This is a genomic window from Pedobacter mendelii, from assembly GCF_014635725.1.
GTDB classification, from domain to species: domain Bacteria; phylum Bacteroidota; class Bacteroidia; order Sphingobacteriales; family Sphingobacteriaceae; genus Pedobacter; species Pedobacter mendelii.
Window position 1 is genome coordinate 35,968 of the sequence record NZ_BMDJ01000010.1, and the last position, 14,236, is coordinate 50,203.

At 33.8% G+C, this 14,236-nt stretch carries 11 protein-coding genes; 3 read left to right on the top strand and 8 right to left on the bottom strand.

Annotated features, from left to right (window positions below):
• Positions 1–204 precede the first annotated feature (204 nt).
• The 3 genes from IEV50_RS15650 to ispF all read left to right on the top strand — a co-directional run bounded on the left by IEV50_RS15650 (position 205) and on the right by ispF (position 4,715).
• Positions 205–2,793, top strand: a complete 2,589-nt coding sequence (locus tag IEV50_RS15650) for an AsmA-like C-terminal region-containing protein (RefSeq protein WP_188416097.1) — start codon at positions 205–207, stop codon at positions 2,791–2,793.
• Between the two features lie 196 nt (positions 2,794–2,989).
• Entirely contained in the window at positions 2,990–4,177 is a 1,188-nt protein-coding gene (gene porV / locus IEV50_RS15655) for a type IX secretion system outer membrane channel protein PorV (RefSeq protein WP_188416098.1), read from the top strand.
• 58 nt (positions 4,178–4,235) lie between these two features.
• Positions 4,236–4,715, top strand: coding sequence for a 2-C-methyl-D-erythritol 2,4-cyclodiphosphate synthase (gene ispF, locus IEV50_RS15660; RefSeq protein WP_188416101.1), 480 nt, complete (start codon positions 4,236–4,238; stop codon positions 4,713–4,715).
• A 129-nt stretch (positions 4,716–4,844) separates the two neighbouring features.
• On the opposite strand, the gene IEV50_RS15665 is transcribed toward ispF, so the two are convergent.
• The 8 genes from IEV50_RS15665 to IEV50_RS15700 all read right to left on the bottom strand — a co-directional run bounded on the left by IEV50_RS15665 (position 4,845) and on the right by IEV50_RS15700 (position 14,222).
• The gene (locus tag IEV50_RS15665; RefSeq protein WP_188416103.1) at positions 4,845–8,249 is read right to left on the bottom strand and encodes a trifunctional glycoside hydrolase family 18/polysaccharide deacetylase/glycosyltransferase family 2 protein; all 3,405 of its coding nucleotides are present in this window, start codon (positions 8,247–8,249) and stop codon (positions 4,845–4,847) included.
• A 172-nt stretch (positions 8,250–8,421) separates the two neighbouring features.
• Positions 8,422–9,291: a pirin family protein gene (locus IEV50_RS15670; protein ID WP_188416105.1), complete on the bottom strand. Its 870-nt coding sequence runs from the start codon at positions 9,289–9,291 to the stop codon at positions 8,422–8,424.
• Between the two features lie 55 nt (positions 9,292–9,346).
• Positions 9,347–9,877, bottom strand: a complete 531-nt coding sequence (locus IEV50_RS15675) for a YceI family protein (protein ID WP_188416107.1) — start codon at positions 9,875–9,877, stop codon at positions 9,347–9,349.
• Positions 9,878–10,037: 160 nt separating this feature from the next.
• A complete protein-coding gene (locus IEV50_RS15680) occupies positions 10,038–10,628 on the bottom strand; it encodes a Crp/Fnr family transcriptional regulator (RefSeq protein ID WP_188416109.1) in 591 nt (196 codons plus the stop codon).
• 11 nt (positions 10,629–10,639) lie between these two features.
• Positions 10,640–10,798 carry a FeoB-associated Cys-rich membrane protein gene (locus IEV50_RS15685; protein ID WP_188416111.1) on the bottom strand — a complete coding sequence of 53 codons (159 nt, stop codon included), beginning with the start codon at positions 10,796–10,798 and terminating at the stop codon, positions 10,640–10,642.
• Between the two features lie 217 nt (positions 10,799–11,015).
• On the bottom strand, positions 11,016–12,203 hold the full coding sequence (locus tag IEV50_RS15690) for a hypothetical protein (protein WP_188416113.1): 1,188 nt from the start codon (positions 12,201–12,203) through the stop codon (positions 11,016–11,018).
• Between the two features lie 83 nt (positions 12,204–12,286).
• Positions 12,287–13,114, bottom strand: a complete 828-nt coding sequence (locus IEV50_RS15695; RefSeq protein WP_188416115.1) for a type 1 glutamine amidotransferase — start codon at positions 13,112–13,114, stop codon at positions 12,287–12,289.
• Positions 13,115–13,121: 7 nt separating this feature from the next.
• Entirely contained in the window at positions 13,122–14,222 is a 1,101-nt protein-coding gene (locus tag IEV50_RS15700) for a carboxylate-amine ligase (protein ID WP_188416117.1), read from the bottom strand.
• Positions 14,223–14,236 lie beyond the last annotated feature (14 nt).

Here is a 14,236-nt window from a genome sequence, read left to right on the forward strand (position 1 = left end):
TACGGAAATTTATATGATTTAGTAAAATTTGAGTTAATAAATGTTTTGAATATGTTTTTTTAAGCAAAACGAATTAATATTTAATGTATTGTGCAAACGTTAAAATACTTCTTTAGGCAATATTAATGTGGGTTTTACTCAAGTTTTGGTGTGTTTATTGCGTTACGTATAGTTCCAAACATTTTAATTTTAAATGATTAAATCATGCTAAAGAAAATTGCCTTTACTATCGTTGCCCTATTTATTATCCTTATCGCTGCTGCAACTGCCGTTCCAATATTTTTCAAAAAGAAAATCGAGTCTAAAATTAAATCTTCGATAAATAATAGTGTTAATGCAAAAGTAGATTTTAAAGGTATGGATTTAAGCTTAATCACTTCATTCCCCAGCTTGGGTATAAAAATCAACAATTTAACCATAATTGGGATGGATCTTTTTGCTAAAGATACATTGGCAAATGTTAAACAATTTCAATTAAATGTTAATTTATTGAGCGTTTTTAAAGGAGATACTTATGAAATCAAATCTATAAAATTAGATGAGCCAAGTATTTTTGCTCATGTTTTAAAAAGTGGAAAAGCAAATTGGGACATAATGAAGCCTGATTCTGTATCTAAAACAACTGATACATCAAAAACTGCTTTTAAAGTAGCACTGCAAAAATATGAAATTGAAAATGGTAAAATAGTTTACGACGATGCATCACTTGGTTTTTTCATGGAACTAGATAGTTTAAATCATGTAGGGAGTGGTGATTTTACACAAGATCTATTTACACTAAAAACTCAATCGGATATACAAAAACTTACCGTTAAATATGGCGGAATTCCATATTTAAATAGGGTAAAATTAGATGCAGATCTACCTATCAATATTGATATGAAAAACATGAAATTTACTTTTGCAGAGAATAAGATTAAGTTAAACGAATTGATTTTATCGGCTGTAGGATATCTGGCAATGCCAAATTCGAAAGATATGGTAATGGATTTTAAGTTTGATGCAAAACAATCTGAACTTAAAAATTTTCTCTCACTTATACCTGCAATTTATACGTACAATTTTAAAGATATGCAAGCAACGGGTAAATTTGCTATAAATGGAACGGCAAAGGGAACCTACAATGATAAATCATTACCTGCTTTTAATGTGAATTTAGCTATCGAAAACGGTACGATCAAATATCGTACACTGCCTTCAGCTATTAATAATATTCAGGTTAAATCGCAGATAATTAATTCTGATGGTATTATTGATCATACCGTTGTAAATGTGCCAGCTTTTCATCTTGAATTTGGAAACGCTCCAGTCGATGGCCGGCTATTACTGAAGAATCCAACTTCTGATCCGTTCATAGATATGGCTTTAAAAGGAAAGCTTGACTTAAAACAACTGACAACTATTTTTCCAATGAAAGATATGACGTTGAGTGGGATTTTAGACGCTGATGTTCAGGCAGTAGGTAGAAAATCTTCGATTGATAAAGGCAAGTATGAAGATTTTAAAGCATCAGGACAAATGCTAGCGAGTAATTTTAATTACGCAGGTAAAAATGTTCCAATGCCAGTGAGTGTACCAACCGCAAAAATGATTTTTAGTCCGAAAAATATTACGCTTAGTAATTTAGTTGCAAAAGTTGGAAAAAGTGACTTTGCGGCAAGCGGATCACTCAACAATTATTTAAGCTATTTTTTCAAAAAAAATCAGTCTTTACGGGGCAACTTTAATATGTCTTCAAATTTGATTGATGTTAATGAATTAATGGGTTCGAAATCAACAGTTGATCAAGCTGCCAATAAATCTAAATCAGATACAAAACTTTCTATTTTTGAAGTGCCAGGAAATATCGATTTTACGGTTACGGCAAAAGCAGGCAGAGTTTTGTACGACACTTATGATATTACCAATGCGCAAGGTGCTTTGCTAGTAAAAAATAAAACCATCACTTTTAAAGATATGGGTATGAATATGCTCGATGGGGCGTTGAAAATGAATGGTTCTTATACAACTTTAGATCTTAAAAAACCGAAGGTTGATGTAAATTTTGATATCGAAAAAATGGATATTCAGAAAGCCTTTACTTCCTTTAATACGGTTAAATTACTTGCTCCTGTAGCAAAATATACGAAGGGAAAATTTTCCACAAACCTTAAATTCGATTCTGATTTGGATGAACATATGATGCCTGTTTATTCTAGCATTAATGCTGAAGGTTTAACAAATATTGTACAAGCGGTAGTAAATGGTTTCGAACCCTTAAATAGATTGGCTTCTTCTTTGGGCTCTGATAAATTCAAAAGATTAGAGCTAAATAACGTAATCACTAAATTTAAAATTAAAGATGGAAGATTAAATGTTTCGCCTTTTGATGTAAAAAAGGATGGAATCGTGATGAATGTTCAGGGTTCGAACGGCTTAGATCAAACTATGGATTATAACTTAGGCTTGAATTTACCACGTGCAATGCTTGGTGCTAAAGCAAATGAAACGGCTAATGCAATGATTGCGAAGTTAAATAATAAAGTAGGTACAAATGTTTCAATAAGTGAAACTATAAAGGTGAATGCAGTATTAGCCGGAACATTCTTAAAACCAACAATTAATTTAAAATATGGCGCAGGCGATACCAAAACTTTAGTAAAAGATGTAATTAATAGTACAATCGCAGATAAGAAGGCCGAGATGCAAACCAGGGTACAGGCGAAAATAGATACAGTAAAAGCAGATGCTACAGAAAAAGTTAAAGATGCAATTAATGATAAGCTTAATAATTTTTTTAAAAAGAAGAACTAAAAAATGTTATAGCAGTAATAAAATCAAAGATTGATAAATGGTATAAAAAATTCAAAAGAAAAGGCGTAGATTTAGTTAGTAGAATTGCGAAAAATAGTAAGTTTACTGTAAAATATAACTACAGTTACTACGTTTGATAAATATATTCTACAAAAATATTAACTTACCAAAAATCTTAAATCACGTACCTTTAAGGATGAATTTCAAGTACATCGGTAAACTTGCTTTTTCTGTATTATCTGTTGCTCTAGTATTTGGTAAGGCAAATGCCCAGGCAACTATTTCAGGTACCCAAACCAATGGTAGTGAATCTAATAATATTGTTACTGCAGTTCCATTTTTATTAATTACACCAGATGCGAGGGCAGGGGCGATGGGAGATGCAGGTGTTGCTGTTACAGGGGATGTAAATTCTGCAAGTATAAATCCCGCAAAACTTGCCTTTTTAGATAAGCCATACGGTTTTGCACTTTCTTATAGCCCATGGTTAAAAAGCCTGGTTCCTGATATTAACCTAGCATATGTTTCTGGTTTTTATAAATTAGACGACAGAAATACTATTGGAGCATCTCTAAGATATTTTTCTTTAGGTCAAATTCAGTTAACTGATATTAATCAACAAGATTTAGGAATATCAAACCCTAATGAGTTAGCATTAGATTTTACCTTTGCCCGTTCTTTTGGTAAGGAGTTTTCATTAGGAAGCTCGTTAAGATACATCTATTCTAATTTAGCTTCTGGTCAGTTCTCTTCAACAGGTCAAGTTCGCGGCGGAAATGCCGTATCGATTGATATTGCTGGTTTGTATAAGACTTCCACAACTTTATTCGATAAGAATACAATTCTTTCTGCAGGTGCAAACATTTCAAATATTGGCACTAAAATGAATTATTCTGACGGTGGAGAAAATTATTTTCTGCCAACTAATTTTAAATTAGGAGGCGCAGGAACGATTGCTATCGATGACTTTAATACTTTTACGCTGGCTTTAGATTTTAACAAGCTTTTGGTTCCAACCCAACCGATTTACGATTCGAATAATAATATCGTAAGCGGTAAAGATCCAAATCGTTCAGTTCCTGCAGGTATATTTGGGTCGTTTTCTGATGCACCAGGAGGTTTTAGTGAAGAATTAAAAGAAGTTGGAATTTCTACAGGTTTTGAATATTGGTACAATCAACAGTTCGCTATTCGGGGAGGTTATAATTATCAGAGTCCACAGAAAGGTGATAGTCGCTACTTTACATTAGGCGCAGGCTTAAAATACAATGTTTTTAATATTGATTTCGCTTACCTAATTGCAAACGCACAAACAAGTCCGCTGGCGAATACATTGCGTTTTAGCCTTTTGTTTAATTTCGGTGATAAAAAAGGATTAAAATAAAACTCAATTCAGATTTATTTAGTCAATTTCGTGGCAATAATTTTTAAAAATCATTTTTATGAAAATCAGAGTAGGCTTTGGATTTGATGTCCATCAGTTAAAAGATCAACATCCTTTTGTGGTTGGGGGTGTTACACTCGAACATCATAAGGGCGCTTTTGGCCATTCGGATGCTGATGTTTTATTACATGCTATTTGCGATGCCCTTTTAGGCGCAGCGAATTTACGAGATATTGGATTTCATTTTAAAAACACTGATGACCGCTGGAAAGGCATTAGTAGTATAGTTTTGTTAAAAGAAACTGTTGAATTATTAACCGAAAAAGGCTGGCAAGTTGGTAACATTGACGCAATGCTGTGTTTAGAAGCACCAAAAATTAATCCTCATATACCTGCAATGCAAGAAAATATTGCGGCTGCCATTGGTATTTCTACCGAAGAGATATCAATTAAAGCAACTACAAATGAGTTGATGGGCTTTGTCGGTAGAGAAGAAGGTGTTGTTGCCTATGCTGTTTGTTTGATTGAAAAAATATAGTTTTTGATAAAAAAATCAAAAGAGGCTTTATCATAAATACGAAATGTCATCCTCCTGTCGAAGGTCTTACAAAAAGTACCTTCTGATGCATTCGACAAGCTCATGTGACAAAAATTTATACACAGCTTACTAAGTTGTTGCTTCCTTAACGTTCCCGGTTCTTTTAAGTGTTCCCCAGGTTTCTAACTCTCCTTTTATCGCTTTGCGGAAAGAACGGAATAAAACCAGATACATTAACTGCCTCCAGAAAAAACGTTGAGGGAAAATGTACAACAGGTTTTTGAATTTCTCATTTTCCATTTTAAAGGCAATTGCAGCGAAGATCATATCTACAAAAATGAAAATTAGATAATAGAATAATACCTGGCCAAAACCATTATGCAGGCTTAAAATTCCAGAGAAACCTGTAAGTGTTAAGTTATTTATCGCACTTAAAGAAAAGAATCCGCTGATTAAAGATATCAGCATAAACAAATCTGCCAGTGGCGAAAACAGTGGTAAAATGATTTGATAAATCAGGATGTTTGGCATTCCAACCATACCGAAGTAACCGTATTTTTTGTTCAACAGCGTTTTTCTGTTTTTCCAAAAGCTCTGCATTACACCAAAGCTCCAACGAAACCGTTGTTTTAAAAGCATGTTTACTGTTTCAGGCGCTTCTGTGTAGGCAATTGCAACATCACAATTTTTAACTTTATAACCTGCTCTTAAAATGCGCATTGTAAGATCACAGTCTTCAGCTAGCGTATCTACTGTGAATGCACCAACTTCTAAAACTACATCTTTACGGAAAGCGCCAATTGCACCAGGAACAACAGTAATTGTATTTAATAAATCGAAAGCACGGCGATCCATGTTTTGAGCGGTTATGTATTCGATAGACTGCCATTTTGTAATGATGTTGTGCGCATTACCTACTTTTACGGTTCCTGCAACGGCAGCAATTTTTGGACTATAAAAATAGCGCATTAGTTCATTTACAGCATCTGTTTTTAGTTGCGTATCTGCATCAATACAGATTATAAACTCTGCACTTGCTTTTGTTATGCCATAATTTAAAGCAGAAGCTTTACCACCATTTTCTTTTCGGTAAACCTTAACTAGTGGATGATGGCCAAAATGTTCATTAATAATTTCAAAGGTTTTATCCTTGGAGCCATCATCTACAAATATTAATTCAAAATTGGGATACGTTGTCTTTAATAAACTATTAATGGTTTGTAAAGCCGTTATCTCTTCATTATAAGCTGGAATAATGATACTTACTTTCTCTGATGGATTTTTAATGAGTTTGTAAGCATTTCGTTTAGATATTTCTCGCTGCCTGATTGCTAAATAGGTAATAAAAATCGTTCTTAGAATTGCTAAAACGATGGCAACACTAAATATGATATTTAAAATCATATTTCCGTAGTAAAAGAAATTAATAAAAAAATAATCTCCAGAACTAAGAAAACCACTATTTGCGCTTGATTTTACAGCAGGCATCAATTCAGATCTCTTCTTACCCATTAAATCGCCAACAGTAGTAAAAGTGTAACCATTTTGCTTAAAGTATTTTATAATTCTTGGCAAAGCAGCAACAGTAGCTTCGCGATTTCCGCCTGCATCATGTAATAAAAGGATGTTGCCATTGTCTTTTTGTTTAACAACGTCATTAAAAATTTGGTCTGCGGTTTTGCCTGGTTCCCAATCTTCTGGATCAATCAACTCTCCAATGTTGATGTAATTTTCTTTTCTGCTTTGTGCCACTGGCAAAATCTCTGAGGTATTTTGAGGTTCGGCATCGGCATTAAATGGCGCCCGAAACAAAATGGTACTATGACCTGTAACGGCCTCAATTAAGCGGCGAGTGGCATTTAACTCAAATTTTACTCTCCTTGGTCCGATGGAAGACATATCAGGATGGAAAAATGTATGGTTTCCGATTTCATAACCATCATCATATTCTTGCCTTAATAATTCCATGTTTTTCTCGGCCATAATTCCAACTACAAAGAAACAGCCTGGTACATTTTCTTTTTTAAGAATGCTTAATACCTGTGGTGTGTAAACCGGATCTGGTCCATCATCGAATGTTAAAACAATTTTTTTATCTGCTTCGCCAAACCTTTTAATTACGTATTGTGTTGGCAAACGCATGTATTGTTGATTAGCGATTGTAAAATCATCTTTATTAAGTGTAAATCTAACAGTACCAGGATTAGGTGTTGAAATTAAATCAAGAATTTCACCATCACCGATATATGCAATTCCACCCATGGTTAGTGGTGATATTTTTCTAAAATCTATAGGTTTTTTCTTTAAAGATTTTAAGCTCAAATCATTAGAAATAAATTGCCATAGACGTTTATCTTCAGATCCTAATCGCCACAAAGCAATACCAGCAATATCCCAATCATCCGCTTTTCGAATTAAGTTAAAGTTAGTTGCTGCATCAGTAAAATAAACTTTATGGTTTATACCACTACCATCTTTATAGCTAAAATTTAAGTTAGCAGAAGCGGTATTATAGTTTACTTTGCTTTTGTAATTAACAGCTAGTGTCATTGCTGTTTCGTAAGTAACTGATGTACCCATGCTTTTATCCGGCCAATCATAACCGTAACAAGCCAAAGCTAAAATCACTTTGCTGGCATCCATTTTACTACAAATATCATCCAGCTTTTCTTCAACCCATTCCTGATGTGAAATGTCGCCGGCATTACTACTTTCAGTATGCTGATCGTAGGCCATTAGCACAATATAATCGTTGTAGTTTTGTAATATTTCAGGACTATAATCATCATTTTCAGGAGAAATATCCTGAGAAACAATTAATTTTTCGGCATGAAATTGTGCGTAAAGGTTTTTCATAAAATTATTAAAACCATCACGATTTTCGAGGTTTAATTCTTCAAAATCTATATTTATGCCTTTATACCCATACTTTTTCGTAATGCTTATCAGATTATAAATTAGTTTTTGCTGTGCAGGCATATCAACCAATAATCTTCTAACTGCTTCACCATCCCAGTGATCTTTATTGAAGTTAGAAACTACCGCAATGGCTGTTTTTTTACCTTCATGAATTACTCTTAATGCTGCGGTATCAGCTTTATCTACAATCGAATCGCCATTTAGAAAGAAAGATTCTGTTGCAACCATATCTAAATGACCGATATTCCTTTTAAGATCAGGTAATGATTTGTTAACAGTTCCTGCCCAACTAACATAAAATGCCATGTTGATGCGTTTTTTATCACCATGCTTGGTTAAAATTCTTTGCGCCCTGTCCTTTTTGATTTTCTGCAACTTCGATTTCTCGATAGTGAAGTCTTTGTATTGCTGAGATTTTTTTAACTTTTCTAATTGCTTTTCAGTTAATGTCCTATTTGTATTTATAAAAGGTAAATTAGGGTATTGAACTGATGATAAAGTTAAGGCAACACAAATTATGGCACCTAAAAAAACCAAGAAAAATGATCTGCTAACCCATGTAAAAGCATGCCAGCGTCTTTTAGTCTCAGTTTGAAATACTTGTTTTCCAGACATTTTTCCGTTCTGATTTATGTAACAAATATGATGATGCTAAATGAAGATTGTATGAAAATAGAATGTAATTTTAGATATTGAGTAGTTAAGCATCAAAACTTAAGAAAATACAATAAAGCCGACAAATTATAAAAAAGATGCCGGCTCAAAAAAAATAAATTATAAACCTATTTTACTCTTCTAAATAACCAAATTTCCCCTGGTTATAATCTGAAATTGCTTCGTTTATTTCTTCTTCCGTATTCATTAAAAATGGACCATATTGAGTAATAGGCTCATTAATTGGTTCACCGCTTAAAATTAATACAACGGAATTTTCCAAAGCTTTGATACTAATTTCGGTTCCTTCGTTTTTGAAGTAGATGAAATTATCAGCAGAAACGATTTCGGTATTATTTATTTGTATGTTACCCTCAATTACTATGAAGCCGGTATTAAAGTTTGCCGAAAAGTTAAAATCAGCTTTTCCGCCTTTATTTAACCTTGCATTATACAATTCAATAGGAGTAAAAGTGCTTGCATTACCTTGAATGTTTTGGTAGTTACCAGCAATAATTTCAATCTTTCCACCATTTTCTGGTAAGTTAAAGCTGGCCATATCAGCCTGTTTTATTGCCTGATATTTTGGCTTACTCATTTTATCTTTAGCTGGTAAATTAACCCAAAGCTGTATCATTTGAAAAGGACCACCAGCTAAACTATAAGCTTCTTCGTGATATTCTTTATGCAAAATGCCACTTGCTGCTGTCATCCACTGTACATCCCCAGAATAAATAACACCGCTGTTTCCGGCACTATCATGATGAGCAACTGCCCCATGATAAGCAATGGTAACAGTTTCAAAACCACGATGCGGATGTACTCCTACTCCACGAGGCTCTTTCCTTGCAGAAAATTCTATTTTAGAGCCATAATCCATTAAAAAAAACGGATTCATATCAATTTTATATCCCTTGGGAAAAAAATTATGTACCCTAAAATCATCGCCAACCATGTGTGGCGCCGGTGCTTTTAGTATTTTTGAGATTTGTTTAGTTTCCATTACCTTTTATAATTAAGGCAAGGGGTTTTGGGCATATAGAGCTATGCCCGAAACTCTATGCTTGTTTAACGAACTGTAATTCGCCTAAAATGCGTACTTCTTCGCTAACCATTACTCCGCCAGTTTCTAAGGCAGCATTCCAGGTTAAGCCAAAATCAGAACGATTAATTTTGCCGCTTAATGTGAAGCCTGCTTTAGTATTTCCCCATGGGTCAGTTGCTATACCACCAAACTCAGCAGTTAATTTCACTGATTTTGTTTCGCCTTTAATTGTCAAATCGCCTGTAACCAGGTAATCAACACCGTCTTTTTCAATTGATGAAGATTTAAATTCTATTGTCGAAAATTTTTCTGCATCGAAAAAATCACCACTTTTTAAATGATTATCCCTATCGGTGTTTCCTGTATCTAAAGAAGCAATTTCTCCGCTAAAGGCAATTTCTCCGTTTTCAAATTCATCACCTTCTGAAGTTAAATCTGCAGTGAAAGATTTTAAGCTACCGGTAACAGTAGTTATCATTAAGTGTTTTACTTTAAATTGTAATTCGCTGTGGGTTGGATCTAAAATCCATTTTGTAGTTGCCATAAATTTTATTTTTGAGGTGTTTAAAATAACAACACAAAAGTATAGCACAGATAAGAATATTGAATTGATGTATGGTAATTAAATGAGTGAATTTGAGAATGATAGATTGAATGTTATCAAACCTTATAACTCACTCAATCAAAATTCATACATTCAAAATTTATGAAGGCCTGAAGTGTTTATTTGCCAATTCTTTTCGAACTCGGCTTAATGATTCTGGGGTTATACCTAGATAGGATGCAATCATCCATTGCGGAACGCGTAGGGTAAGGCTTGGGTAAAGCTTTATGAAATCAAGATATCTATCTTCTGCCGTTGCACTCAAAAGCATATTTATTCTTTTTTGCATAAAACGGATAGAATTATGAAGCATGTTTACATTTAATGCTAATAAGCATGGAACCTTTCGCGATGCCTCACTCATAAAATTATCAGGAAATATAACACATTCCGTAGTTTCAATTGCTTCGATAAAAAAATCTGATGGCTCTTCATGCATTTGGTTTCTATCGGCAATAAACCAGTTTTCTGGAGCGAACTGAAGAATGTGTTCTTTGCCTTTAGTATCAATAGAATAAGAACGAAGCAAGCCTTTTCCTACAAAAAAGCCATATTTAAGCATATCGCCTTTGTATTGCAAAATTTCGTTTTTATCGAATTTTTTTACTTTTAATGTAGATGAAATGCTATCAAATTGCTCATCAGTTATCTCTATTTTAGATTGAAAATAATTTTTAAACTGATTGATCATAAGTAGTGGTATTATTTTTTTATGGGTTTGATATCAGAAAAATCAACCCCACACTTACAGTTGCCACCGCAACCATCCTTTTTAACCTGTACAGATTTGTAAACCAAACGGGCAACATAAATTAATGCAACTGCAAAAAGCAAAAAGACTAAAATTGTTTGCGTGTTCATAAAACAAATATAAGTTGCTTTTACACTTTTGAGTTCAGTTGAATGTAAATTATTGGATTTCTATCAATATTTAACCGCAAAATACACAAAGGTTTTCGCTAAGAAGCGCTAAGTTTAATGGATATTTTTTACCAAATTTATATATAGGAATAAAGCTATTAAGATACTTTGTGTACTCTGCGCTATAGCATTGAGTGCTTTGCGGTCAAAAGAAAAGTTATTCTTCCATAAAACCAACGGTGCCACCAACCCAATTAAAATCGGCATTGTATCTTACACCAATCATTTTACCTTTACTTAACCGGGCTAAATTGGTGCAAAGTTGTGGCTGACCACCATCTGGCCATAAATACATCATCCTAATTTCTACTTTTACACCACCATCCGGAGATTGAACTACTGCTTCGTAATTTACTTTTCTTTGTAAAATCCAATTTTCAGGGTCAGAGATTTTATTTATATCTGCTTCCGTTACATCGATAATTACACCCATACCTGCAAATGAAAATAAAGGTTTTAGCACATAATTTTCCAAATCAGCAGGAATCTCTGTAATCTCATTTAAAAATCTGGTTTCTGGTACAAATTCGCTTTTAAGAAATGGCATGGTGTATTTGCTAATTCTGTAAAACCAATTTGGATGCGTTACCCATTCTATTTCCAATTTATCACGCGGGTCGAAACTATTTTTAAAAATATCTTCGTTATCAGCAACTTCATCAAAAATTAACCGATTGTATATTCGCTTCAGTTGAATGAGTTTTCCATTTTCCTCGTAAAATAGTTTATTATCAACTTTTTTAATATCCTCCAAGGCAAGGATTTTAATGCCAAGCATCTTTTGGGTTACAAAGAAATCGATAGCAGTTTTTTGGTTTAATGCATCAACATCCATTATTGCAACTTCATATGGTTGATGCTTGCCTATGATAACTTCTTTAAAAAGTTTGATGTATTTTTCTTCATCAAAACCACTTAAAAAATGGTTTGTAGAATTATCAATGTCAAAACATTTTCGAAAAGTATTCGCTAAATGTATTTGAAAAGCATAAAGTGATGGAAATCCCTGCATTTCAATCAGCATTGGCGATAATTCACCAGCTTCGTTTTTGCAAATTCCAAAATCAAAAGTTAAAAAATGTGGTTGTTTATTTTCATTTGGAACATTCCAGTTTGATGGTATAGATTTTTGAGTTAATTCCTTAAAATTTGGTTGTTTTATCAGCTCTATAATTTCCTTACCCGCTGTAATTAGTTTTTCTTTTAAAGCTTTAGGTACAAATACAGGTGTTTCTGCAACTCGAAATGGAATTTCTTTAAAGCCGCTTTCTAATTCATTTATGAAGTTTTTATACTTTTCTGTAGTAAATTGCTGGTTGTACTTTTGGCGTTGAGCAGGTATCATAATATTCGGTTTATAAAAAATGAGCAAATTAAAATAAATCTAACTTGCTCATCAATAGTTCAATTTTAGTTATGAATTCGGGCTTATGCTTCTTGTAAATTTCCTATTGCTTTGTTTAAGAAGTTAGGAAGAATAACGCTTTGAGTTAGTACAATTCTAGTTGGATCATCCAAACTATTTAACATGTCTAAATATTTTTGTTCTCCATGCAAATATATAATTGCTTTCTTCTTTTCATCTTGCAGCAAATACATTTTCATACCAATGGGGTCTGCTTCTGGATGGAATTGCGTACCTATAATTTCATCAGTAAAGCGGATAGACATCATACAGCGTTCTAAATCAACATGTTTTCGTTCTTTTTCTATTGCCAATAGCTTAGCGCCTTTAGCTTCAAAAGCTGCAAAATCGGGTTCGATTACCTGCCAATCTCTGCTATCTACAGAAAAAAACGGGTTTGTAATGCCTTCAAAAATTTGCTCTTTTTCACCATCATCAGTTAATGTAATTGGAAAAATTCCAAAAGCATTAGAACGCCTTTCGGTTACGTTTCCCAACTCAAATTTTCTGCAAGCCAGCTGGAATGAATGGCAGATGAGAAAGGCATATTTTTTCTGATCGTCGTTACTAAGATTGAAAGCTTCTATTTCATTAAGAAGATTAAAAAACTCATTTTCCCATTGTTCGCCTTTACTTGCAATTGGACTTCCCGGACCACCACTCGAAATGTAAGCATCATACTCAAGTCCTGGAATTTCTCCTTTCTGCCTTAAGTCAAAAATATCGAAAGAAAGATTAATGTTATGATCTTTGCCAAACCGGGATAAAATTTCCTGAATTCCTCGCATACCCTGATTTGGAGCGCCGTTATTCATGTCAATAACGGCGACCTTTAAACTGCTTTTATCCATTGTAAAATTACTTAGCGCCTATAAGTGTTTGAGTAGTAATGTAATCTACTACCGATTCAAAGTTACCAGTTTGTGCGTAAACCGCCAACTGCCTATCTGCACCTGTGCCATGTTCTAGTATTTTATGGACGTAATTTAAGTCATTTCTACATCCCAAATCATCCACAACATCATCTACAAAATCTAATAATTCTAAAACTAAGTTTCGGCAATTCACTTCCATCTCTTTACCAAAATCGATTAAATTTCCATCAATTCCGTAACGAGCCGCACGCCATTTATTTTCATTAATCAAGGCTCTTGAATAACTTATAAATTCCATGTTTTGCAAACGAAGTTTATACAATTTAGCACATAAAGCTTGGAATAAAGCTGTAAAAGCCATGGTTTCATCAATTAACATCGGGCAATCGCAAATACGAAATTCTACCGTATCAAAGAATGGATGTACGCGAATATCCCACCAAATTTTCTTTGCATTATCCATGCAATTGGTTTTAATAAGGAGTTTTACGTAATTGTCGTAATCTTCAATACTGTTAAAAATATCAGGAATGCCTGTACGTGGAAACTTATCGAAAATTTTAGTTCTGAACGATTTGTAACCGGTGTTTCTTGACTCCCAAAAAGGAGAATTGGTTGACAATGCAAATACATGTGGTAAGAAATATCGTACCTGATTTGCAATGTGAATAGCCAATTCACGAGATTGAAAACCAACATGAACATGTAAACCAAAAATTAAATTTGAACGGGCTGCTTCCTGCAACTCATTTACAATTTCGTTATAACGGGGATGTTCTGTTATTAACTGTTTTTCCCAATGTGAAAAAGGGTGTGTGCCTGCAGCGCCAATTCTTAAACCTTGCTCTCCTGCAAGTTGCGAAACGGTGTATCGTAATTGAGAAATTTCTTTACGGGCTTCTTCTGTTGTCCTGCAAATACCTGTTCCAACTTCTACAACAGCTTGATGCATTTCTGCCTTAACCTGATCTTTATGTATTTTTTGTGCGGCCTCAACAATTTTTTGGTCATGCGAAGTAAGCTCCCTGGTAACGGGATCAATTACCATGTATTCTTCCTCTATACCAAGCGTGAATTCATTCATTTTAGTGATATTTG